This window comes from Corynebacterium sp., assembly GCF_030532965.1.
Classification (GTDB): Bacteria; Actinomycetota; Actinomycetes; order Mycobacteriales; family Mycobacteriaceae; genus Corynebacterium.
Window position 1 is genome coordinate 12,532 of the sequence record NZ_JAUNKC010000031.1, and the last position, 25,448, is coordinate 37,979.

Below are 25,448 nucleotides of genomic sequence, written 5' to 3' on the forward strand. Positions count from 1 at the left end.
GTAGCCGCTGCTTTTTAGCCCCCCTGTGGCAGGCTACGCAACGCTAGGGAGATGGCGAAGACCGCGTCGCCGTCGGCCAGGTCGATTCCGAGTAGTCGTTCAATGGTGGCGATGCGGGCGTAGAGTGCCGTTCGGGAGAGGTGTAGTTGTTCGGCGGCGGCGGTGCGGGAGGTGGGGTTGGAGATCACCGCGTGGAGGGTGTCGAGTAGGTCGCCGGAGTTTTTGTGGTCGTGATTTAACAACGGTTCTAAGGTGGTGGCTACGTATTCTTGGATGCGAACATCGTCACGCAGGTGCAGGAGTAAGTATTCCACGGGGGTGCGGGAGAGCGGAACCACGGTTATCGCCGCACGTGGCATGGGTTGTTGTTCTTGTTGGAATAGCTGCCGGATAAGGGTTGATAGTTCGAGGGTGCCAGCGCCCGCAGCGGCGGTGGTTATTCGGATTTTGGTGTCGGTTCCCGAGACGATTGCCTCAGCGATGGTGCGCAGCTTACCGCTGATCGTGGCCGCGAGAGACGGGCTGTTCTCAGCTATCGGGACGGATAAGGCGGCGATGACGACGCGGGGATCGGTCTCTATGGCGGTGGCTAGAAAGTCCGACTCGGGGAATGCTTTTTTGATGTGTTTTCGGAAAGTGGTTGGTTCCACGTATCTGCCGCTGTGTTCGATCCGCAGCGCCATCATTTCCCGATTATGCATACGGAACCCGGAGGCGGATAAGACTTCTTTGACCCCGTCGACGCTGGTGTAGCGATTGTGGACCAGCCGTTCGATGGCGGTTTTTTCGATGAGGTCGACCCAGGAATAGGGGTTCGTGCTGCCGAGCCGTTCCATCGCTAGGGCGGTGGCTGCTTGGCTGAGAATATGGTCGCCACCGGCGGCGCTGGTGCTTCTACCGAAGTAGAACAGGCGGCCCCAGACCGTTCCGCGTGCTTGGATGTCGATCATTGTCCACAGGTTGGCGCCGTAGCCGTGGGCAACTCCCTTCTCGGTTAAAGCTTTGACCACCGCTTTCGCCCCCGTTTCTCCACCTGCGCCAACGGTGACGCATTGGGTGAGGCTGCCATAGGTCCCGATTGTGCTCGACCATTTTCGGGACTGGTTGCTCCAATCCGCCAGCAGGATACTGGGGGTCATGTGCCCTTCGGAGTACCCGACTACCTGGTGGGATAGGTCTTCTAGCACCACGGGGCAGCCTAGGAGTCTGCTGGCGTGGTCGAGTATTTGCATCGTGGGTGCGCCGTTGATGATGAGGGAATTAAAGGATTTGGTGACGGCGTGGATTTCGGTGACCTGTGTGATTTTGTTATTCAGCAGCAGGGTGTGGACGTTTTCGGTGAGTTCGGTGAACTTTACTTCGTCGAAAAGCACGATCAGCGGCAGATCGAATGTGCGGCAAGCTGCGGCGACGTCTGCGGGAACCTCCTGCCACTGAGAACCTAATTCGACCAAGAGGGCGGCCGCGTTATGGTGCGCGAAAGTGGCGATCATGTCGGTGCGTTGTGCCGCGGTATCGCCCCACGCTATTCCGGTGGTTAACAGCAGCTCCCCGCCGGAGAGTAATTCACCGGTTCGCACCGCGTCCGCGACGTGCACCCACCGTACTGGGCGGTCGAGGTCCCGGGGCGCGCACAACGCTTCCACCCGCACGCCCGACAGCGTGGGGGTTTCCAGGACGTCGCGGATGGTCAAAAACGCGCCGTATTCCCAGTCGTTGGCAACGGTCTGTGCCGGTCGCCGGTTATCCGGCTGTCCGGCCGGGCCATCGTGCCGTGCCGAATCGTGGTTCGTGGGTGGCGGAAACGACGATTGCGGCATTTTTCTCCCTAACGGTAGTGCTTGACGACGCTCCCCTCACCGTAGCACCCATTAGGACTGTACAATGTGTTCTTTTATATCAAATAAGCAAACATTTCGCGGCTATCCCCACGGCTGTCCTCGCTTTTACCATGAAACTAACCGGTTTTCTAGGGATTGCTCGGCACGAAGGCGCCACGAGGAACCATCCGTCGACACGACACAAAAACAGTGCCCCTTGTCGGATAACCAGCGAAGATATCGCGATGGCAGGCCGCCGATACCACGCAACCCGCCGATCCGGTTGACATAGTGTCCACCGCAACACCGTTACCGTTGCGTCCGATCCGCCCGCGTGAGGAGCACCCCGCATGATAGTCCCACATTTCATTAACGGCACCGAGACCGCTAACCGCTTAGGCGACACGTCCGAAACCGGCCCGGTTTTCAACCCCGCTACCGGTGCGGAAATTCGCCGCGTCGTCTTTGCCGATTCCGAAACCCTCGAGCACGCCCTAGATGTGGCCGAAGCTGCCCTGCCGGGTTGGCGCGCCACCGGCATGGCGAAACGCGCCCAGGTGATGTTCAATCTGCGGGAGATCATCGTGTCCCGTTCCGCCGAACTGGCCGAGGTTATTTCGGAGGAACACGGGAAGGTCCTATCCGATGCGCTTGGCGAAATCACCCGGGGTTTAGAAAACGTCGAATTCTGCGCCGGTGTGGTCCACCACATGAAAGGCGAACATCTTGAACAGGCTGCTTCCGGGATCGACGTGCACCAAACCCGGCAGCCAGTGGGCGTGGTCGCCTGCATAACCCCGTTTAATTTCCCGGCGATGGTGCCGTTGTGGATGATTTCCACCGCGATAGCTGCGGGCAATACGGTGATTCTAAAGCCCAGCGAAAAGGACCCTTCGGCAGCCAATTGGATAGCAAAGGCGTTTCAAGAAGCAGGACTTCCCGACGGCGTTTTAAATGTTGTGCACGGCGATAAGCAGGCCGTCGACCATATCCTTAGCTCCCCGCGCGTCAAAGCCGTCAGCTTTGTCGGCTCCACCCCGGTGGCCAGCGCCATCTATTCCACCGCCTCGGCGCATGGCAAACGCGTACAAGCTTTGGGCGGCGCGAAAAACCACATGGTGGTGATGCCGGACGCCGATATTGATGCCGCGGCGGACGCGGCGGTGTCCGCCGGTTACGGTTCCGCCGGGGAACGGTGCATGGCGATTTCGGTGGTGGTTGCCGTCGGCGCGATAGCGGACGAACTGGTGGAAAAGATCGCCGAGCGCACCAAGAAACTCACCGTGGGGCGCTACGACGACCCGGCCGCCGAAATGGGGCCAGTGATAACCAAGGAATCACGGGACCGGATCGCTTCCTTTATCGACGAAGCGCCTCAGCACGGCGCGGAGGTCATCGTCGACGGGCGGGAGTGGGACTTTAGTGACCTGCCTGACGACGGCTATTTCATCGGCCCATCAATCATCGACCGGGTGCGGCCCGGAATGCCCTGCTACGACGAGGAAATCTTCGGCCCGGTGTTGTGTATCGTGAGAGTTGACAGCTATGACGAGGCGGTTGACATGATCAATGCACATAAGTTTGCCAATGGCACCGCCATTTTCACCCGCGATGGCCGCACCGCCCGGGAATTTGAATTCGCCATCGAGGTGGGCATGGTGGGTATCAATGTTCCCATCCCGGTACCGATCGGGGCGTTTTCCTTCGGCGGCTGGAAGAACTCCCTCTTCGGCGACACACACATGTACGGCCCGGAGTCTTTCAATTTCTACACCCGCCGCAAGGTTGTGACCTCGCGATGGCCACTGCCCGACGAATCACAGATTAATCTGGGGTTCCCGACCAATTAATCACCAAGCCATCACCATGTGGAAGGAAAGTTCATGAGCTCAAACGCCGATATCAAAGCCCGTGACCGCAGTTACGTTTTTCATTCCTGGTCGGCCCAGGATCTGATCGACCCGATGCCGGTCAAATCCGGTGACGGTAGCTATTTTTGGGATTACGAGGATAACCGCTACCTCGATTTCTCCTCGCAATTGGTTAACCTCAACTTGGGGCACCAGCATCCCCGCCTCATCCAGTCCATCAAGGATCAGGCCGAAGCGTTATGCACAGTCGCCCCTAGTTTCGCGGAAAAGACCCGCTCGGAACTGGCGGAACTTATCGTTACCGAAGCAGGTACCGACAACTTTGCCGGGGTGTTCTTCACCAACGGTGGTGCGGAAGCGGTGGAAAACGCGGTGCGCATGGCGCGGCTGCACACCGGGCGTCGAAAAGCAATGGCCATGTACCGCTCCTATCACGGCGCAACCTCGACCGCGATCAGCCTCACCGGCGACCCACGCCGATGGCCGAACGAACCCGCCGACAACTCGATCGTGCACTTCTTCGGACCGTACCTCTACCGCTCCCCGTTCCACGCCACCACCGAGGCGGAAGAAACCGCGCGGGCGCTTGAACATCTGGATAACCAAATCATGCTGGAGGGTCCGGCGACGATCGCCGCTATCATCATCGAATCGGTGGTGGGCACCAATGGCATTTTGGTGCCGCCGCCTGGCTACCTGGCGGGCGTGCGCGACATTTGTGATAAATACGGCATCATGTATATCGCCGACGAAGTGATGGCCGGTTTCGGCCGCACCGGCACCATGTTTGCGTTCCAGAACTTCGACGTCACCCCGGACCTCATCACGTTCGCCAAGGGGGTGAACTCCGGCTATGTTCCGCTCGGCGGGGTGATCATGTCGCACGAGATTCGCAAGACGTTTGGCTCCCGCGTGTTCCCCGGCGGGTTGACTTATTCCGGTCACCCACTGGCCTGTGCCCCCGGCGTGGAAACGTTCAAGATTTTCGCCGAGGAAAAGATCCTGGAACACGTCCAACACCTGGCGGAAACCGTCGTTGCCCCGAAGCTGGGCGAGCTCCACCAGAAATACGACTGCGTTGGTGAGGTGCGCGGCTTGGGCTTGTTCTGGGCCATTGAACTGGTCACGGACAAGGAAAGTCGCACGCCGCTGGTTCCGTTTAACCCAACCGCGGAGGAAAACGCACCGATGGCGGCGGTAACCGCAGAGTGCAAGAAGCGTGGCCTGTGGCCGCTCACGCACTTTAACCGGATGCATGTGGCACCGCCGCTGACGATTTCCGAAGCCGATTTGGTAGCCGGAATAGACATCATCGACGACGCCATCAGCGCAACGTTAGACCAGCATAGGTTGGGCTAATACTCGCCCACGATAGCGCTAAAACCATAATGAGCTGACGAAGTTGATTAGCCACCAATAAATCTGCGTCAACCCATTTGGATAACTTTTTCACGGCAAATTTTACTGCACGCGCCCTCGTCGAATCGTTACGACTCCGATTGCGCACATTATAATTGCCAGGGCAATGATCCCCACAACTGGAGATCCCGTTGATGCCAATCGTTTGGGTTGGTTTTGTCCCTTTGGAGCATAAGCCAGCGCATTGTTTCCTGCGGATCCATCGGAAACCTGCTGGCTTATCGTGGGGTTTTTATCAATGCCTTTGTCGGGTGCTGGTGGTGCGGTTCCTGGCTTATGTGTGGGTTTCCCATTCGGCGAAAGGATCGATTCCCTGATAATGCGCAACAGTGGAATCATGATTATTGGTGCTGCCGGAACCAGAAAAGCGAGCCACGGAAAATACGAATTTTCCATCGTAATGACGCGCATGTTGTTCGCATCCGACTGTTCAATAGTGAAGAAAACGTCGTTTGGTGCCTTATGTATAAAGCCGCTGCGCGCCGCCTTTTTGGTATCTTCCGAGACCACACATGTAGTGCCCACTGGAAACACCACAGGAACAGCTACTGGCACCCCATCTGCTTTTGCGCTTATACGACCTGTCGACTGCGTACTGTTAGGTAACGTGCACCGGTAATTAAAGCTAAAACCCTCGTCATTGTCAAGGACAATTAAACCAGTGACTTTCTTGGCAATCGCAAACGAACCTACACTCCGACTGTATGTATTGGTGAAAACTACTTCAGGCATTGCTGCCGTTGCAACACTGACTGTCTGATCCTGCGGCTTTTGCCAGGAATACCCTGGATGCTGTGCGTCTAATTCGGTAAATGTGCAACGGGTGCCGATGGGAAGCTCCCGGGTTTCGGCGAGTGATCCGTTTCCTTTAACAACAAGTATCTCGCCCTTCGGCGCAAAGGCACCTGTGTATGCAGGCTGGCAGGTGTAGCTAATGTTGTAGTTTTTTGCAGCTAATAGGGCTGTATCGCCATCAGAAACTACGTTCTTTCGAACACTGATTTTTGCCACAGCAGCAGTGTAGGTATTAACTGCTTTGATCTTGACTGTGGGCTCCGGTTGCCGCTGTGATGGCACCCGGAAACGCACCTTCTCTCCTTGCGGAACAACCGAACCATTGACGCTAAATGTTGTGGTACGGGTGGCATTATCAATATCGCCAGCATTTTCTGTGATTTCACACTCCCCTGTGGGGATGTCTGAAATGGTTGCTGCGGAACCGGCGGCAACGGAGACGGTATCAGTTACTACTGTTTTAGCGGCATCGTCACCCACACAGGTATAAGTGAAATCGAAGCGTCGGGGTGCGAGTGCCTGGGCATCGCCTGCTACTTCCTTGGCCAAGCTAAATCCACCTTTATTGCGGATATAATTACTCGTCGATGTGATGATTAGTGGTTGACGTGGATCAGTCACGGTAAATGTCTGGTGGTCAAAACCTACTGCATGGCTATAGCCAGATCGTTCGGCGCTTTCCTCGGTCAGCCTGCATTGCTCGTTAATCGGGATGTTAGAAACTGGGGAACTCAGCGTTCCGTTACCGGCTACAACAAGTTGGCCTTCTTTAGCTCCGCATTGCCAGTTGATGGTGAAAATATCGTCAGTATCCCGGCGGGCTCCATCTACATTCACGATCTTTTTCACCTGGAATGCTCCGGTGTTGCGAACATAGTGATTTGTGAGCTGAACTGTTTGCGCCCCTTCGGCTGGATCGCGAATTGTCACGACTTCAGAGGGCTCGAATTGTGGCGGGTTTAACCTATACTCACCGCCAGGAATCGTCGCTGTCGAAATATCTTCCATTAAGGTGCATGTGGTGCCTACAGGCAACGGCTCGGATTCCTGGGTTTGATTGTTTTTCAACGTCATGGTACGTATCTCCGCCGACGCGTTCAGGGCAGCATCAGGTGCAACACAGCTGTAGCGAACCTGAAATTCGTGGTTTTCGGGGAGTTCAGCGACACCAGTGACTACTTTATGCACGCTAAAAGTACCAGTGGCCGGGCCGGTTTTGGGGATAAAATGATTGGTGAATTCCAGGCGCTGTACTCCGGCGAACGCATCGACTGTCACGGTTTGCGCAGGCGGCGGAACCCATTCGAAATTACCAAGGTTCATCTGTGGCCGTTTTTCGGTCACGGTACAGGTGTGTTCGTTGGGGATATCTCCTGACCGTACCGGTAACGGTGCATTCAACGGGACACGCATCGTTATTGGACCAATTGGGTCACCATATTCCCTGTCGCCGTCGCAGGAGTATTCAAATTCGAATACCTGATCTTGGGGAATTACTAATCCCGGTGGTACAACTATTTCTTTTCGGATTTCAAACCATGCAGGCCCAATCACAAATTTATTGGTCACTTCAACATCTTTAATTTTTCCTTGTTCGATGACCACAGGAGGGATGTCACCAGGACGCCATACGTAGCCTTCGGCGCTAAATAGCGGCTTATCTTCTCTGATAAGACAGGTATAGCCAGCTGGCAATTCTTCGGATTCTGTCCTGTTACTGGTTGTGTAATCTATTACCAGTACTTTTTCTGGTAGCTCGTGCTGATCTTTGTGGCAGGTATATCTGAATACGAAGCTCTCACCTGGTGGTACTTCAATATAGTCAGGTGAAAGGTGTTTTATCAGTCTGAATTTTCCAGTACCCGTCTCTTGTGCTTCTGAAGTGCGCACAGATACCACAACGGCAGACAAGAGCGTTAGCACAATTGCGAGGGAAAGCCAGACACGGGGCATTCTTTTGCGTTGGTGCGACTGCGTTGCCATCACGACCCTCTCTATAAAAGTTGATTCTTAAGGAGGCAGCTGTCCTGCCTCCTTTCTTGAGTTATCGGCAGGTGGAAAAACAAAAGCCCGAAAACTTCCCCAAAAAATAAATCGGTAATGAAATTATACTTAATTTTTAATGAAATAAAAATGTCAAATCCCCATCAAGGCCTCAGTGATTCACTACCTGCCCCACAAAAACCCAATATGTGCCACAACTGTATCTATACAACCGCCCAGCAGGATGACCAAAACTTAACAAATATTAAAGAATTGCCTCCCTAATAGTGATGGCGGTGAACCACAGTATCTCTGTAGGTCACCGCCATCAAAGGGGGCAAATAATTAGGAGCGTCGTCGTATCACTAGGCTACCCAGCAACAAGAGAACCAGTCCCAGAAGCCCTAAGGCCAGAACGGTTTCCGAAGTTCCTGTCTGCGCCAGTTTCTTTATCCCTTTACCGACCTTCAGCCCATCAGCTTTCGGGCCTGTCGGTTCTTGTTCCTTTTGCGGAGCAATAACCGGCGGCGCTGGTGGCGCTGGCTTGGTTACCGCATTGACCACAGGCACAACCAGTAATCCAACGACAGCCAGGATGCCCGGAATAATCGTCACGTAGGTGTTCGACATCTCATAGACCGGCACCTTTGTGGCGCTTTCGATGGTGAACTTGCTATCGCCCTCGTAGGTGTGGACAAATAGGGGCCGTTTCGCGCTTGGCTGATCCTGGTCCACCTCACAGGTGGTGCCCAATGGGAAGCGGCGCGGAATTTGTACCACCGTGGAGTCACCGGTGACTGCCATTTGTTCCTTGTAGATCTGGCCGCGTGGGTCGGTGCAGGAATAGTTCACGTAGAACTTGTCCTTCTTAAACCACGGCCAGCCGTAGACGTGAACCCGTACTGCAAACGTACCGGTTTCGCGTCGATAAGCGTTGTCGAAGGTCACGGTCACAGGGTCGTTACCAACCGTGACTTCCTGCGGTGTCGGCGCAACCCACTCGAATCCTTCGTGCGGTGCTGCTTCCTCCGTGATGGTGCATGTGGAATTCACAGGCATCTCATCGCTCCACGCGGTCGTGCCATCAGCTTTCACCGTTAAAGTGCCGCGCGCTCCAGCTACACCTTCAAACGGTGCGGCACAGGTGTAGCTGAACCGGTATTCCTTATCAGCCAGCAGGTTGTCGTCGAAATCGGCGGTAGCTTGCTTAAGCACACCAAACTTCGACAAGACCGGCGCGTAGGAGTTCTCCGCTTTAATGTCTACTGTGACACCCTTGGCAACTTGAGTCGTCACGGACTTGGTCGCCGTGGTCTCACCGCCGCCTACGCTTATCGACGTCGCCAACGTCGCATTCGCCACAGCACTGTCATGCTCGGTCACGGTACATTCACCGGTTGGAATATCCGAGATGGTGACCGAGTTATTGGCCGAGACCGTTACGGTATCCGAGATGCGGGTTTTCGCCGCATCATCTCCGACGCATTCATAACCGAAGGTGAAGGATCGCGGCGCTAGGGCCGCCGCTGCACCCGTAACCACCTTGGAAATCCGTAAGCTACCGACATCACGGGTGTAAGTATTGGTCAAAACCACGGGGTCAATCGGGGCAGTGCCCACATCGATCCGGGACGCTGGCGCAAAGACAGCGTTCAGCGTGTAACCATCTCGGTTCTGGTTCTTTTCTTTCAGCGTGCAGACAGTTCCCGTCGGAATATCCCCGATCACAGCCTGGGTCTTGCCGTCACCAACAACGTCGAGCGTGCCCTTCTTATCGCCGCAGGTGTAATCCACAGCGAAGGTTTCTTGGGTAGGCGTCACAGCCGTGCCCACAATCACCTTCTTGATCACCGCAACCCGGTTGGTCTTGCGCACGTATTCATTACGCACCTCAACCCGGGCAGGCTGTTGGGCGTTGCCGACAACCACTCGCTGTGGCTGCGGCGCGGTCCATGTGAAACGTTCATCTTCGACGGGCCGTTCGGTGATCGTACATTCGGTGCCGACCGGCATCGATGGGCTCACCGCCGACTTGCCTTCGGTAATTGTCAGCTCGCCTGGCTGCGCCGGTGCGCCTGGGAAGGATGGCGTGCACTGATAATCAACGACGAAAGTCTTATCAGCCAACAGTTCCTTATCCCGATCAGCGGTTACCACTTTCACCACTTCGAAGGTGCCTTCGTCCGCGATGTAGGTATTGGTTGCCGAAACTTGAGCCGTCGCACCTTTTGTCACTGTGATGGTTGCCGTATCGGCTGGCTGCGCCACCTGGCCGTTGACGCTAAATGCCACATCGACGCGACCATCTTTGATCGTGTGGGCTTCCTCGGTGATCGTGCAGGTTCCGGTCGGAACATCTGCAACGGTCTTAATCGGCTCAGTTTTGGTCACCGTCACTTTTCCATTGTGCTTGGTGCGCTGTGCATCGTCACCTACACACTGGTAATTGAAGGTGAAGCTGTCTGGCGCCAATGCCGCAGCGTTACCGTCGATCACCTTCGAGATGCTAAATCCACCGTTCTCCCGCACGTAGGTATTGGTCAGCGTGACAGGCACTACCTGATCCTTTTGCGCAATCACTACCTGGGCCGGGTTAAATTGTGACACCACATCGTAGCCGTCGCGCTGCTTGAGCGTTTCGGTGAAGGTACAAGTGGTACCGGTAGGAATGTCACCAACTACCGTTGGGGTTGTTCCGTCACCTTTAACGTCCACGATGCCGGTTTTCCCACCACAGGTGTAGGACACCTGGAATGGTTCGTCGCTTGGTTGCGGTTGACCATCAACAACAACCTTCTTAATCAGGCCAAAGCTACCGATGTCGCGGGTATAGTCGTTGGTCAAGGTAACCTCCGTCACCGCAGGTGCGGTACCGATGACTACCGAGTCCGACGGATCGAAGCTTGCAACCTCGGTAAAGCCGGTTACCCGGTTCGCAACCGGTGTTTCCTGCAGTCTGCAGACGGAACCTTCCGGCAACAGTGGCGAGGTCTCGCTACCGTCGGCTGGCACCTGCAACCGGCCAGTGATCGCCGGACTGCCTGGCTGTGCCTTCGGGTCCACGCACTCGTAGGAAACCTCGAAGGTTTGGCCTTGCGCTTGATCCTGCAAGCCGTTGATCGCCTTCGTTACCTGGAACGAACCCTGCTTCCGGGTGTAGGTATTGGTCACCGTTACTTCCGCACCGGTGTTTTCCGCAACCTGCGCACGGGTGCCGAGGTTTTGCGCCAATGCGTATCCGTCACGATCCGCTAGATCTTCACCGGCCACGCGGCATTCCGTTCCAATTGGGAAGAAGCCCACAACGGTGGTTTGCCCGGCAGTTACCGGCACCTTGCCCTGGGCCGGAACAACGGGTGCCGCTGCCTCCTCGGTTTGCTTTCCTTCCACGTCACAGGCGTACGAAATCTGGAAGGTATCGTCGCCGGTGGAACCGTTTGCAACAACCTGCTTGGTGATCTTAAACGGTGCCGCTGGCTTGCCGTAAGTATTGACAACGGTGATCGCCATTGTTTGTTCCGCATCACTAGCGGTAACAACAGCGGGGTTGTCTATCGACGGGTGATCCGACACGGCCGTAACCGCACCGTGGTTTTCGGTTTCCACCGCGAAGCATCTAGCGCCTAGCGGGAGCAGGACATCGCCCGGCATACCTTCGTTGGCGATGATGGTCTCGCCTTCGCCGGTGATCTGAACGTTTCGACGTTCAAGAATTTTATCGTCAGTATTCGCTGCCAGACAGGTCACGTCGAAACTGAAGGTCTTGTTGCGTACCTGGTCTTTTCCGGATTCGTCGCCAGCCAACCGCTTGACAATCTTCAGCTTGCTGCCGGTGTAGTTATTGCTGATTACCGCAGTCGCCCCGGATTGCGCCGGGTTCTGCGCGTTATAAGCAATGGTGACCTGTTGCGGCTGTAGCTGTCCTGCAACCGAATCGGATTTACCGACGGTGCGTTCAGTCACATTACAAGTGCTTCCCACCGGGATATTTGGCACCGGAGCCGCTTGTTTGGTTGTTTCACCAGCCTGGAAACTAATTCTGCGGGTTTCCTTCAGCTGTTGCCCTGCACCGGTGGTACATTCAATGCCAAATTCGAAGCTGTCCCCGGCCGCAAAAGTCGTGCCAGGTCCCGTGATTCGCTTTTCGACGATCAATTGCCCCAGCGCGTAGTATCCAGCATCAATGCTGCGGTTATCATCCCCCGCTTCAAGCACAATCGGATCGGACTGTCCGGTCCCAGCATCAGCATTGGAGTCTGTGTTCACTGCCGCGCCGTCACCTTTAACGGTTCGTTCATGATGCGCTGGTTTGGAGAAGCTAATCACATACCCGTCTTGATTTGCCGCGCGCAGCTTCTCAAAGAGATAGGCACCATCACCAGACGTCTTCGTCTGACGGTTCACTGGGTTACCAAGATCATCCGTACCAGTGAGCGTGACATCGATATTGCCCAATGCCGGCTCATCCGTACGTTCCCCTTGGATTCCATCCCGGTTCATATCCAACCAGGTGTAATCACCGATCGTTGCGGCAATCACCCGTTCCGGACGCGGAATCGGGCCAACGGTTTGGCTAAAACCGGTAGCGGAAGCCGCAACCTGGTTGACATAAACATCGCCTGCGGCGTTACCGATACCGACCATGTGGACATCGAACTCTACAACTTCGTTTGGCTCAAACACACCAGGACGTTGCACCCGCAAACCAGTTACTTCACCGGCATTGGCTGGACATTCACCAGTACCGCTAACCTTTTGACCGTTTTCCGCACTATCACACCAGGTAGTAGCACCTGCGGCACCGTTTGATGGATGCTTCGGGTCAGGGCTGATCGTAGTGTTCTTTGTAAACAGAATCTTCACTGTCTGATTGGGCTTCTCATTTCCTTTCTTTACTACCGTTTCGACGTAGTCGAAATCGCCAGAGAAATTCGTCTGAGTCTCACCTGGTGCTGCAACCCCCATGCGAGGCAACACGTCAATGATATCTACATCGCTGACGTTAGTTGCACGAGGAAGCGTGTTGGTCACCCGAACCCGCCACTTGTTTAATTCTTTATTCTGGTTATTTGCGTCATTGAGCTGAACAACAGGGGTGAGCGCTTCCTTGGCAAGCTTGATGCCCGCCGGGTTAGTGATCTGAATCTGGGCATCATTTCGGCGAACTTTACGCAACGATGCATCATCAGCGGCCCAAACATAAGCAACGTTATTGAAAGTACCCGAATCAGCAGCTTCCCTTACCTGAGCTTCAAGGATGATCGGTTCGATTTCGGTATTGACCTCATGCTGCGGAAACTCCCAGCGCAAGTACGTCTCATCAGCAGCACAAGCGTTGGTACCTGCTGCTTCACCAGGAGCTTGAGTCACTCCAATTTTCGCATCACCTGGGGTACTGCCCTCTTCAATGACACTAGGTTTCCGAGAAGCATTGCGATATACCAGTGCCTTTGGCAAACAATCCTCCACCCACACATCCGTATGACTACCACGCGCCGAGGACGGCGAGGTAATGGTGGGACGAATTTGGTATTCGACAGTGTCTTCACCCTGCAATTGCGGCGGAGTATCGCTAAACGAACCAGATGTGCCTTTACGAACGGTCTTATCGATTCGTGCTTGCACAGAGCCGTAAATCAAACGGTCACCCGCAGCACCGGAATGTTTAGCAGGATCATATGACGAAACTTTAGCGCTCTTCTTGTCGGCCAATACCCCTTGAAGGTCAAGGTTTTGGTTAGGAACCTCTTTCAGCGATACCCAGTTGGGAATAATATCCCCTGGTGGGTTATCAGTCTTGGCAACTTTTTGTGCGATGGAGATCGCAATACGACTACCAGCACCAACGGAAACAGAATTGGCTACCGGGCCCGGCAAAACCGTATGAATACGAACCCGACCTACCCCAGTGAATACTCCCTTGGCAAGCTCGCCGGCATCGTTACCCGGAACATCTTCTGGATTGTCGTACCACTGAATGTTGTTATCGTAGCAATCCGAATTATTCCCAGGAGAACCGCTCTCAGCTGCGTATTGAACCTTGATAGCTGGAACCTCAGATGCACTGGTTGCCCACCGAGTTCCTCCGGATCCATCAGCTATATTGTTGTACCCAGAAATCCACACTGGCTGGCCATTAGAAGGCACACCCTGTAAAAAGATATTCCGATGCTTGGATGCAGGAATATCCTTACGCATCAGATGCAAACGCGTTTTATCCCAGGCATCACATGTCACCAGCGAAATATCTGCGGGCAGTTCTGGAAGCGAACCAGAAATTTCAATTTGGGACAAAACTTCTTGCCCGCCCATCACCGTGATATCACCGCTGCGAATAGTTGCCCCACCTGGCGGCCCTTCACCACGAGCTCCGTAGCCGGGCGAAAACTCTTGCGGCAGCATATTCCGTTCGGTGCCGGGAACACCAGTGAAAGCCTTGTTATATTTCGATCCTATTTGCACATTCGGGCTGGAGTCACGGTAATCATTAAAGGTTAGTTGTGCTGCTGGATCATTGGTGTCCGCCCCGGTAAAGCCTTGGACTTCTAAGTTCCGAATCTGCATTTTTTTAGCAAGAACCCAACTATTGTCTCCTTGCACCCCGAAATCAAGAATCGTCGGAACAGGCACAAAAACTTTAAAGGAATGAGAAACCGCAAAGGCTTTTCCTGCAGGAATCGGTGTAGCGCTTGGTTGGATTAATTTAGTGGGATAGGTAATTAACGAAAGATCTGCACCGCTAATGGTGATCGGAACTTCTTCAACAGCAAGCTGCCCACCACCATCTATACTTCTAGCTGGCACACCTGCATACGAGATAGTACCGGCGTCACGTACCGCATTTTCTGGTGTCGCAGCCACTCCTGCATAGCGATGCCTCTGGTTGGGGCTTGGGATCGAGTAGAAGTTATCGTTATATGCTAAACGAACGCCGTATTTTTCTTTATTGTCCCGAATTTGCTGGCGTTGCTGTGGGGTGAGATTGGGAAATAAGGTTTCCAAATCCATGCCTAGCGTGAATCTAATGTCACCCACGGCAGGCATAGTCCCTTTACCACCAGACGGTGCGGACAGCAATAGGCTGTAATCAAGCCGCTTACATACCAGTTGCCGATTCCAGGGACAAGGCTCAGACGCTGGACCATATACGTACCCTGCGTTTTCCTTATCGAAAACGCCGTTGATGGACATATCCCATTTCGGGCGCGAGGATACCCGCACCACAGGCAGGTTCCCTTCTTCAACACTAAACGGTTGCTGCCCATCAAGTTCTAGTATCGCTGACACCGGTTTAACTTCAGCGTTATTGTGAAGAAGGTTTGAAACCTTAACCGTGATTGGGACTTTAACCAACTGCCGGGGTGCGAAATTGACCTTACAAGACAGTTCTTGCTCGGGAAGCGCATCAACCGAGGTGCTAGTAATTGGCAGTGGTGGATACGTAATTTTCTTCGGGGTAAGCGTGGACCCGGCTAGACAGTTACCTGGGATTTCAGGAAGCTCCAGCCCTTTAGGAAACCGAATCTTTATCGTGGGATTGTCTCCGTCATCGACATTCATCCGATAACTCAGTTGATAAGTGATCGTGTCGTTAGTCCGGACTATGCCATTCTTCTCAGCACTGTCATAACCCGCGTCGTTGGTTCCGTCGAAAGGCGCAACACCGTCATTCAGGACTTCTACCTCAAGATCCAGTGGCGCGTTTAGTTGGCTGTTGTGAAGATTGTAATCTTCGTCAGCAGGCTTCGGTCCCGTATCGGAAGGCGCGTCATTTCCCCCATTCGGTGACGCTGGTACGATAGCAAGCCCCGGCTGCGGAGTAGCAGGCGCTTCCGGAGGGCCATCCGGTTCTTCAGGATCTGTATAGGACGACTCAATAGACGCGTCAGATACGCTGGGCTGGGCTTGCACTATGGGCGTGCCGGACGCAACCAGGGGCGTGATGGTAATAAGAGTCAATATCTTACGCCAGCCCCTCCATTTACTTCCGTTTTTCAATTCTCTTTTCCTTAGCAGCAAGCTCACCTTGACCACTAGCTGAGAAACCCAACCTGAACCTACATAGATTAAGAAAAACTAAACTAGTAAAACTCACGCTAGATTCCCGCAATGACTACGGTGAACAAGATAAAAATTACATACGCAATAATACTAGCCTTAATTAATACTAATTTTCAAGGTAGATTTAAATAAACATGAAGCCATTAAAGTGTTAAGTTTTTAGAGCCCCCATGCGCCACATCTTAAGGAAGTCCCGGCACGAAAAAAGCCCGTTGCCGACCGACATTTTTAGTCAGCGGGCAACGGGCACACGCCATCACAGTGTGTTACGCGGTTATTTCACCACATTAGGCGGTGAAGTTCTTCTGGATCGAAGGATCAACAGGGATACCAGGACCCATGGTGGAAGCAATGGTTGCCTTCTTGATGTAGACACCCTTTGCGGACGATGGCTTGATACGGTTGATTTCGTCGATCAGCGCACCGTAGTTCTCAGCAAGTTGCTCAGCGGTGAAGGAAGCCTTACCGATGATTGCGTGCAGGTTAGCTGCCTTGTCAACGCGGAAGGAAATCTTACCGCCCTTAACCTCGGCAATAGCCTTGGTTACGTCGGTGGTAACGGTGCCGGTCTTTGGGTTAGGCATCAAACCACGTGGACCAAGAACGCGGGCAACCCGACCGACCTTAGCCATCTGGTCTGGGGTAGCGATAGCTACGTCGAAGTCGGTCCAGCCCTCGGTGATCTTTTCAATCAAGTCATCCGAACCAACGGCGTCTGCACCAGCAGCTTTTGCCTCGGTTGCCTTTTCGCCAGCTGCGAAAACAACAACGCGAACGGACTTACCGGTACCGTGTGGCAACGAAACGGTGCCGCGAACCAGCTGGTCTGCCTTACGTGGGTCAACACCCAAACGCACTGCAACGTCGATGGTTGCGTCGAAGTTCTTGGAGGAGGTCTCCTTAGCCAGCTCAGCTGCCTTCAATGGGGTGTAGAGACGACCCTTGTCAATCAATTCTGCTACGGCCTTGTAAGCCTTAGACTTCTTGCTCATTAGTTAAATCCTTTTACTTCTCAAATGGATGTTGTGGTGCGGGCCGAAGCTGGCCCTGCCACATGAAACGGTGGAAGGTTTAGCCTTCAACCTCAATGCCCATGGAACGAGCGGTACCTTCAATGATCTTCGCAGCAGCGTCGATGTCGTTTGCGTTGAGGTCTTCCAACTTGGTCTGGGCGATCTCTTTGATCTGATCCTTGGTAACCTTGCCCACCTTCTGGGTGTGCGGCACGCCGGAGCCCTTTTGCAAGCCAGCAGCCTTCAGCAGTAATTTAGCTGCCGGTGGAGTCTTCAGCTTGAAGGTGAAGGACTTGTCTTCGTAAACGGTGATTTCAACCGGAACGACATTGCCCCGCTGGGATTCGGTTGCAGCATTGTATGCCTTACAGAATTCCATGATGTTGACGCCATGTGCACCAAGCGCTGGACCAACTGGTGGTGCTGGGTTAGCAGCACCGGCATCAATCTGAAGCTTGATTAGGCCAGCGACCTTTTTCTTTGGAGCCATCTTTTACCTCTTCCTATGTTAACGAGGCACATGCAACCACTGGATATGATGGTCCAACCACTGGTCACGCCCCGTCCGGATGCCTCGCAATCCATTGAAGTTTTACTAAAGCCACCGGGGATGAAAAATGAATAATGCGTGTATGCACACGCGGTGACTCATTTTACCGCAGATAGCGAATATTCCCTAATCGACCATTACTTTTCGATAAAACCATGCCAACTATACACATCGTTATGTAGCTAACCGAAAAGGATGGGATCTTTACTGTCGACAATGTAATTAAGCAGTTCGATGACATGAGTCTTGGGTTCAAGGCCTTAATCGTGGAATTTTAAATTTCGGTTACACCAGTACAGAATGCAATGCCCATTCTTTTGGCGTACCGCAACCCGGCAAACGGAGAGTGCGTCTCTTCCCCCTTGCATTCGCCAATGCGGCCGCATCTCCACCAAGGTGACGTGTGTTGGCGTAATATCTACATCAAACCTCAATTGATCCCAGCTCTCTTCAGCGATCTACTCATCGCACCATTTGCGAACAACCTTTAAATCTAATTCTGGTATAGCCATAGCTTCCAGACTATGCAAAAAGCTAGCGCACGGTATGCGGCCGGGTATTTTTAAACTTCAAAAATCGCCGTTAACTTCCTAAAAATGCAGATTCCTGATCTACACGCACCTAAAATCGATAGCCAAGTACGAATCCAGTTAGATTACCTTCATCGATCATAGGCTCTGATAACGTGGCAATTTCCGTTTCCGCCGATCGAGAACTTTAACCTTGTGATAACACCGTCTCGTCGCCCTACATCTCAATTAGGACAAACTTTGGTTCGAAAAACTCAATGTTGAACTGATCACGTTTTCGCAGGTTACATATAGATAATCAGGTTGCTCGCTATTTGCAAAAGCTTTAGAGTCGACTAATATTAGCACCACATAAAATTTACCCTTGGCTAACGACCCATTTCCTTAAGCCAAGATTCGCCTTTCGGAAAGGATTTATTCAGTGTTCAAGCGTTTTGGTCCAGCTCTCACCGCCGGATTGATGGCAGCATGTATCATCACCGCTGCCCCAGCTGACGCCCAGGCAAATCGCCTCATCAACAAAGACTGCTCCGCCGTTGATACCCCTGTATCAATTGCAGTGAGCCGCGACAATCAGGCTCTTGCCCCGGAAGCACCTGTCCAGGTAAACGATGAGCTGACCTATACCATTAAGATAACAAACAAAGGCGAGCCGGATAACGAAGGAACAGTCGGCCCTATCGTTATTGAAAAGTTCCGCATCGACGGGGTGGACGATGCCTCAACCTTAGACAAGACTACGTGGCCCGATCCAAAGAATCCGTTTGATATTGGTGTGGGTCAGACTGCCACATCTGTTTTACCTGGATATAAAGTAACCGCTGAAGAGGTTAACAAGGGTGTGGTTACGCGCACGTTTGAAATCCCTGTATCCACCAATAATGGAAACGCCAATACGTGCTCCGTTTTAGTTGAAACCTCCCATACCCTTCCACGCAAAGACCAAAGCAGCAGCGGCCCACTGATCGGTGGCATTGTGGCAGCAGTCGCGGTAGTTCTCGCGGTTTTGGGTGGCATTGCGGCGTGGTTCGCTGGATTGTTCCGCTAATCACTAGCTCACATTTTTCATAGGGCTGACCCTGAAAATAAAACAAACGCATTCCTCGCCTCGTTTCCGGCACTTGGGGTGCTACCCTCACCCAGCCTAAGCCGAAATTTTAGACACCTAGGGCGTAAAAGCAGAATTTCTTTTGCCCACCTAACGTCGTAAAAGCGCCCACACTTTATCGTGCGGGCGCTTTAAACATCGAAAAGCAACGGTGGTTTAAGATACTTTTTCCACTTGATCGAAGGTCAGATCCACTGGGGTCTCACGGCCGAAGATGGACACAAGGACCTGAAGCTTGCCGTTTTCTGCGTCGATGGAAGAAATCGTCGCGGAGACGGAGGCGAACGCACCGGTGAGGATGGTGACAGCCTCGCCGACTTCGTAATCCACGGATACCTGTGGCGCGCCGGTGTCGGTAGGCATGGCGACAACCTTTTCCCCATCAGGGGTTTCGGCGGCAGCGCCCTCAGCGGCGGCGTTTTGCGGCAGGAGGAACTTGGCAACGTCGCGGTGCTTAACCGGGGTGGCATTGCCCTCATTGCCCACGAAGGAGGTCACGCCTGGGGTTTCCCGAACCACGGACCACGCGCGGTCGTTAATGTCCATGCGCACCAGCACGTATCCCGGCAGCAGCTTGCGCTTGACCATCTTGCGCTTGCCGTCTTTGATCTCTACCGCCTGCTCAACGGGCACCACGATTTCGAATATGGAATCCTCCACCTCAAGGGTCTGGGCACGCATGTCAAGGTTGGTTTTCACCTTGTTTTCGTAGCCGGAGTAGCACTGAATGATGTACCACTGGCCGGGTTGCTTCTTTAGTTCGCGGGTAAAGGCACGTAGCCGGGCCTTGTATTCGCTATCTTCCTCAGCCGGGGTGCTGGCCTCGGTGGCGTCGGCGGTTTCGGCAACGGCGACGTCAGCGGCCTCTGCTGCCTCCACAACGGTTTCAGGCGCTGCGGTTTCGGTGGCTTCGCTGTTGGTGGTGGCTTCTGCTTCTTCGAAGGCCGCCGCGAAGGAGTCTAGGTTGTCCTCGCTCATTGTTTTTCTCCTTGAGGTATGTGGAAGTTTTTTGTTGTTTCTATGCTATCCGAAAGCCGAAAATTCGCTTTTCGACGCCCACACTACTGGTGGTCACTGGGGCAAAAATGATCCCGCCGTCCACGTGGGATTTTCGGCGGGATTGTAATAGCTAAGTACTGATGTTACCTACCTGGTAAGTACCTTTTCAACTCCTAGACCAGCGAGGAAATCCACCCCGGCCACGAGCGCGGTCAAAACGATCAGGAAGGCAAAAACAATGACGGTGTAATTGACCATTTGCTTCGCGGTTGGCCAAATAACCTTCTTCATTTCGGAGACAACCTCAGGAACGAAGGCCACTACCTTATTGGGGCCTTTTTCTTCCGGCTCGATTGTTGCCTTAGCCTGTTTCGCCTCGTAGGAGGCGGTGGAGGTAGTGCTAGCGCCTGAAAGTTGACGCTTACCGGTAGGGCGTACGCTGCCTACCTGGTTTGGCTTTTCTTCGCTCACGGCTCTCCTCGGTTCTACGTTTTTAAATATTTGCGCATTTAGCTTTGTGTTTAAGTGTATGTTCATTGCCACTTAGCTAAAGCTCACAGTTTTTCGACTATACCAAATACCCTACTGATTTCACTACTTGGCTCAGCCGCAGCACGCTTGACCGGCACGTCACCTGCTTTCGGCTGAGCCAAAGAGAATATCGCGTAGTTGTTGGGCTTTGGTTTTAGCCGCCGTTTTCTTCTTTGCCTGGGCAAGCACGCTGAGGCTGTCCCACTGCTCAGCAGGGATTTTCCCACGCCGGGTGGCTTCGGCAAATAGCTCTGCGTGGTTAAGTGCGCAGGCCAAAACCTTCGCTGTCCAGTTCGGCGGGGTTTCCTTGGACGCGGCGTGTTGCAGCGACGCGGTGATAATCGGCCACAGGTAGGCCACGGTCATCGGATTTTTATCAATCAGCCATACGCACCGGGCTGGCGAGAACTCCGCAAACTGCACGAGTTGCTGTGTTGCCTCTTGTACTGTTTCCGGCGGACAGAACGTGCCTTCCCGCATCATCGTCGTCACGCAGTTGCGCGCCCATTCGACTTCATATTCACTGGCAAGACAACCGATGACCACCAGGAATACAAAGTCCGAATGTTTCGTCGGTTTAACCGTCAGCGGCGCATGTGTGTTGTCTTTACGGTTCCGCCACCGGCTAAAGAAGAACGTTCCGGATTCGAAATAGAGAAAACCCGACTCGCCACCTTTCTCGCACTGCACCTGCGCCTCTGCTTCTATGTCGTGGAACCAGCCAGATTTATTCACTATTACTGGCTCGTCAAACCCAGGAATATCTAGCGTCAGCTCTGCGGTTTTCTTCTTCGTGTGGCTATCGGCGAGCCTAAAACCGCTTAGCCGTGCGCCGTCGATAATCCGCGGTTTTTCGCTGGCGCGTGCAATCCACTGCGTGTCAAAATCGATCGGCTCGGTGGCAGTTTGCTTGTCGACGACCTCCGCTGTCGGCCCCTCATGGTCAGGCAGTGCGGCTACCGCCTCCCGTGCCATGACAACCGCCTGCGATTTCCCCTTGCGTTGCGCCAATGACCGAAGTCCCGGAACGGCGCCGTATCGTGCAGGCGCATCTCCTACTGCAAGGGCTTGGGCAACCGACGGCGCAAGATCAGCCATCAGCGCCGCGATCTCAGCAGTACCAGCGAAAAGCCGTTGTGACTTGCCGGAGGCAACCAATAACCCATCAAGCACCGGCCAGACGACCGAAAGTAGTCCCTCTTCCGCCACCTCACGCATGGCGTGGGCAAACCCAGCGAGGTTCGTTGGGAAACTGGATTGGTCAAGATCGGTAGCGTTGAGTTTTTCCGGTTCAATCAACCCACGATCGAAAGCATCAAGCAAGGCCTGTCGGCATTCAGCGCGTACCTCTGGTTCTTGGTCGCGTTGAACACCGAGAAGGTTCACGGCCACTTCGGATTCGAGCGGCTTGATCGATCGTGCTGCTTGGGTCGCAATATGGCCTAATGTTGGGTGGCTATATGATGTCCAGGCGAGCATGTCGAATCTTTCATGATTGCTCCTCGGGAACATCTCGTAAGCGCACGTAATATACGTTTTGGGGTGAAGCAGATTCGGGATTTTGTTAAGAATCTTAGGCAGTTCGTTGTAAAACCAATTGAGGTTAGATTCTTTGGTGGATGGCTCGCCATACATCCGAGAATTCAGTTCCTCGTCAGCGCTAAGCAGATCGAGCACTTCCGCCACATTCTTTTCTACCGGTGAATTGTCGATACCGACGATTCCCACCGTGCAGCCTTTCAGTTGTGCCGCCGCCTCTTTCAGGTCTTCCAACCGGAACACCGCCAGGAGGAAATCGGGGGCGTAGACGGGAAGACTCTCCTTTTCGTATTCCGTTATTCGGGCGCAGAAATCCGCCACGCTGATCGCATAATCCACCCAGGTGGGCGTGCTTAATAACGCTGGCATGGTGTCCGCGTAACAGAACACAGCTTGGGTGCGCATATCAACCAAGCTGGACTCCCATTGCGGCGCTTCCCACGGCGAAAGAATTTTTGATGTTGCCTGGTTGAAAAAGTACTCATTCAACCGTTTAATCCCCCGCGTAAACGTCGCCGTATCGTCGCGGAGCAGGTGGTGCGCAACAACAACGAATTCTTCATCCCGCACATCAGACGTAGCACCCTCAAAGGTATTAAGAGTTTCCACCAAGTGCGCCAACGTTGAAATGCCAGGTGATGGGGCGTCGAAAAGCGGCAAATGCCACACCGGCGGCACAGATTTCCACGGCAACGCATCTGTCGCGGTGTCGGCGGTTGCCGTGGCTGGTTGGACTTCGCATAACGACAACAACGCCGTGGCTGCTTTCTTCACACCTGCGTTGCGCTGGTTGGAAAGCTCAGTCACTCTAGGGCCGATGAGCGAACAAAGTTCTAGCCGGTCATTCTCGGGCAGCTTTTCCAGCCGGGCGTGCAGCGCTTTCAACACGGCGGTCAGCGCTTTGCCGGTCTTGACGAATAGGCAGCTCATGGCAATATCGGCGAGTTGGACGCCGGTGGCGCTAGCGATCAGCGGCAGGCCGAAAGTCTCCACTAACGGAGCTTCCCCGGTTGACAACAACCCCGCGAACAACTCGCCATGCGCGGCAATTTCCTCCGCAGTGATCGCAAGGGTATCGCTTAGAATCTCCGACCATTTCTTGCGATCACCCGGGCGTTGCGCGCATTCCAACGCCTGCAGCACCAAGTCAAGCCCCTGCTGCCTGGTCAACCAACCGATGTCAATAGCTGCCGGAATCAACGCCCCGAACGGACCCGTGGCAGGCACATTGAGCTGAACCCCCTGGGCGAGGTGTTCATAAAACCTCGGCTTGAGATCCTCTTTTTCCGGCAGCGGTTCGTCTGTCAACAGTTCAGCCGGGTAGTCGGTGATCCGATCAGCACACAGGCACGCCCAATCCCGCAGGTAACCCACATGGGCCGGAACCGTGAAATCAGGAAGAGTACCCAGCCACATGGCAATGCCAGCCCGGTGCGCAAATGCGTGTTCCCAGACCCGGAAATCTGCGCGGCACGTTCGATCAATGAACTCTTCGGCGTATTTCGGACCCCGGCTTGCCACAACTAGGGCCCCCGGCCGCCCGACAGGGGCTAACTCCACAGCGCGGCGGGCATCAACACCGACGCGAATGGCAAAACAGGCGAGCATATCCCGGTCAACGTCGATAAGCGACTGGGTGCGATATTTATCGTTCTCGTCGAAAAAGCCCCTCGACCAATCACCCTTTGCTAACCCGTCACGGGCGATCTTCCGCTGCTTCACATCGCCAATCTCAAGCTGTAAAACCTCGGACAGATTCGCTTGATCCCAGTGAAGTTCTTTGAAAATCTCTACTGCCTTTGCCAGCGCATCGTTGTGCTTCATAGCTACTCAACCTAGCAAGTAGGGCTAACATGCGGGGTTAATTGGGGTAAAACTTTGCTTTGAAAAACTACACTGCGGCCACATCCGCGGCAAAAGAAAAACCGGTGACCTCTGTTTATTCGGAACAGAAATCACCGGTTCAATTTGCAGGGGCGACAGGACTCGAACCTGCAACCTACGGTTTTGGAGACCGTTGCTCTACCAATTGAGCTACGCCCCTATGTAATTGTGAGCTTTTCAATTTCCGAAAAGCTACAAGCGACACTACCAAATTCGGCGTGTGCCGGGTGGATTTTATGCAAATAGGACGTCGAAAAACGTATCAAGTTATTCGCGACGCCTACGAACCATCATCCAGTAGCGATGGCGAGAATTGAACTCGCGACACAGCGATTATGAGTCGCTTGCTCTACCACTGAGCTACACCGCCATACCGTTATCTTCTATTAGACCATAAAAGAAAACAGAGCCCCCTGACAGAATCGAACTGTCGACCTTTTCCTTACCATGGAAACGCTCTGCCGACTGAGCTAAGGGGGCGAAGCTTCTTGCCGTGGGTTTTGCATCACCCGCTTCGTTGAAGCCTTCAATACAATAACCCGATTACCGGCAAGAAAACAAATCACCAGTTCAGGGTAGGTTTTTATCAGTATTTGTGTTTCGCCGAGACCGAGACGTTCCCGCCCGGGAAGTAAAACACCACGACGCGATAACTGGATCGTGGAGCGTGCCTTTTACATGCTTGTCGACGCCCCATCGACCCGTTTTCAACTGAGACAGCTCACGCTTGCGAAGATCACAGTGCGGCTGCGACCACGAACCATATGCACACCGCCACCACAGCGACCACCGCAGCAAGCCTGAGTTTTCGAAATGGTTTCCCTTCGACCCATTTCACCGCGGCCAAGGTAACAACAAAAAGCACACTGAACGTAATCACATATGCCCACAGTGGGATTCGAAAGGAACCAAGCACCTGGAAATCTGGAGTTAAAATCAGCGCAATAACCAGGGCAAAGCAGGCACTTTCCCATGTGTTGGTTACTGAATTTCCAAGCCGAATTTTCACCTCACGTTGGTTTTCGCCAGGCTAGCTGTGGTGCACCGGCCGTAGCTGGGCCTGGCGAAAGTCCGCATGAACAAAAGCTTCTAGTTATCTACGATAGAGACTTAGAGTTGATGCCATCTAAGGAGCTAGCCATAAATACTGTTGCTACTTTATCGATCATCGTCGGGTATTTAACCATCGGGTATATCGTTTTCAGGCGACGCAAACCGCTAAAACGCAGTCTATGTGTGGTGTTGACATTATGCGTTGCTGTGACTTTTGTCTGGGCTGTTAGCGGGTTAAGTGAGGTTTTCTCACCAGAGCTTCTTGTGGTTGAGGCGTAGGACAACAAGTGCG

13 protein-coding genes and 3 tRNA genes are annotated in these 25,448 nt (G+C 53.7%); 3 read left to right on the forward strand and 13 right to left on the reverse strand.

Going from position 1 to position 25,448, the window contains the following annotated elements:
* Positions 1 to 14: 14 nt before the first annotated feature.
* Complete coding sequence (locus Q4D85_RS12140) at positions 15 to 1,820, reverse strand: PucR family transcriptional regulator (RefSeq protein WP_303200762.1); 1,806 nt, start codon at positions 1,818 to 1,820, stop codon at positions 15 to 17.
* A gap of 350 nt (positions 1,821 to 2,170) precedes the next feature.
* Between Q4D85_RS12140 and Q4D85_RS12145 the strand changes: the two genes are divergently transcribed.
* Positions 2,171 to 3,670, forward strand: a complete 1,500-nt coding sequence (locus Q4D85_RS12145) for a CoA-acylating methylmalonate-semialdehyde dehydrogenase (RefSeq protein WP_303200763.1) — start codon at positions 2,171 to 2,173, stop codon at positions 3,668 to 3,670.
* Between the two features lie 33 nt (positions 3,671 to 3,703).
* The gene (locus tag Q4D85_RS12150) at positions 3,704 to 5,050 is read left to right on the forward strand and encodes an aspartate aminotransferase family protein (protein ID WP_303200765.1); all 1,347 of its coding nucleotides are present in this window, start codon (positions 3,704 to 3,706) and stop codon (positions 5,048 to 5,050) included.
* A gap of 102 nt (positions 5,051 to 5,152) precedes the next feature.
* Here the strand turns inward: Q4D85_RS12150 and Q4D85_RS12155 are convergent, their stop codons facing one another.
* The 4 genes from Q4D85_RS12155 to rplK form a co-directional block, all read right to left on the reverse strand.
* Entirely contained in the window at positions 5,153 to 7,888 is a 2,736-nt protein-coding gene (locus Q4D85_RS12155; RefSeq protein ID WP_303200779.1) for a DUF5979 domain-containing protein, read from the reverse strand.
* A 345-nt stretch (positions 7,889 to 8,233) separates the two neighbouring features.
* Positions 8,234 to 15,847 (reverse strand): DUF5979 domain-containing protein, encoded by a 7,614-nt coding sequence (locus Q4D85_RS12160; protein ID WP_303200766.1) that lies wholly within the window; start codon positions 15,845 to 15,847, stop codon positions 8,234 to 8,236.
* Positions 15,848 to 16,236: 389 nt separating this feature from the next.
* Complete coding sequence (gene rplA, locus Q4D85_RS12165; protein ID WP_303200768.1) at positions 16,237 to 16,941, reverse strand: 50S ribosomal protein L1; 705 nt, start codon at positions 16,939 to 16,941, stop codon at positions 16,237 to 16,239.
* A 79-nt stretch (positions 16,942 to 17,020) separates the two neighbouring features.
* Complete coding sequence (gene rplK, locus Q4D85_RS12170; RefSeq protein ID WP_303200770.1) at positions 17,021 to 17,452, reverse strand: 50S ribosomal protein L11; 432 nt, start codon at positions 17,450 to 17,452, stop codon at positions 17,021 to 17,023.
* A 1,011-nt stretch (positions 17,453 to 18,463) separates the two neighbouring features.
* Here rplK and Q4D85_RS12175 point away from each other — a divergent pair.
* Positions 18,464 to 19,090 (forward strand): hypothetical protein, encoded by a 627-nt coding sequence (locus tag Q4D85_RS12175; protein ID WP_303200772.1) that lies wholly within the window; start codon positions 18,464 to 18,466, stop codon positions 19,088 to 19,090.
* A gap of 216 nt (positions 19,091 to 19,306) precedes the next feature.
* On the opposite strand, the gene nusG is transcribed toward Q4D85_RS12175, so the two are convergent.
* The 8 genes from nusG to Q4D85_RS12215 form a co-directional block, all read right to left on the reverse strand.
* Complete coding sequence (nusG, locus tag Q4D85_RS12180; protein WP_303200773.1) at positions 19,307 to 20,128, reverse strand: transcription termination/antitermination protein NusG; 822 nt, start codon at positions 20,126 to 20,128, stop codon at positions 19,307 to 19,309.
* A gap of 168 nt (positions 20,129 to 20,296) precedes the next feature.
* Entirely contained in the window at positions 20,297 to 20,620 is a 324-nt protein-coding gene (secE, locus tag Q4D85_RS12185; protein ID WP_303200774.1) for a preprotein translocase subunit SecE, read from the reverse strand.
* Between the two features lie 159 nt (positions 20,621 to 20,779).
* Entirely contained in the window at positions 20,780 to 24,043 is a 3,264-nt protein-coding gene (locus Q4D85_RS12190) for a hypothetical protein (RefSeq protein ID WP_303200775.1), read from the reverse strand.
* A gap of 147 nt (positions 24,044 to 24,190) precedes the next feature.
* Positions 24,191 to 24,263, reverse strand: a tRNA-Trp gene (locus tag Q4D85_RS12195).
* A gap of 138 nt (positions 24,264 to 24,401) precedes the next feature.
* A tRNA-Met gene (locus Q4D85_RS12200) sits at positions 24,402 to 24,473 on the reverse strand.
* A gap of 37 nt (positions 24,474 to 24,510) precedes the next feature.
* Positions 24,511 to 24,583, reverse strand: a tRNA-Thr gene (locus Q4D85_RS12205).
* A 256-nt stretch (positions 24,584 to 24,839) separates the two neighbouring features.
* Entirely contained in the window at positions 24,840 to 25,112 is a 273-nt protein-coding gene (locus tag Q4D85_RS12210; RefSeq protein ID WP_303200776.1) for a hypothetical protein, read from the reverse strand.
* A gap of 88 nt (positions 25,113 to 25,200) precedes the next feature.
* On the reverse strand, positions 25,201 to 25,448 hold a 248-nt coding region (locus tag Q4D85_RS12215), incomplete at its 5' end, for a hypothetical protein (RefSeq protein WP_303200777.1).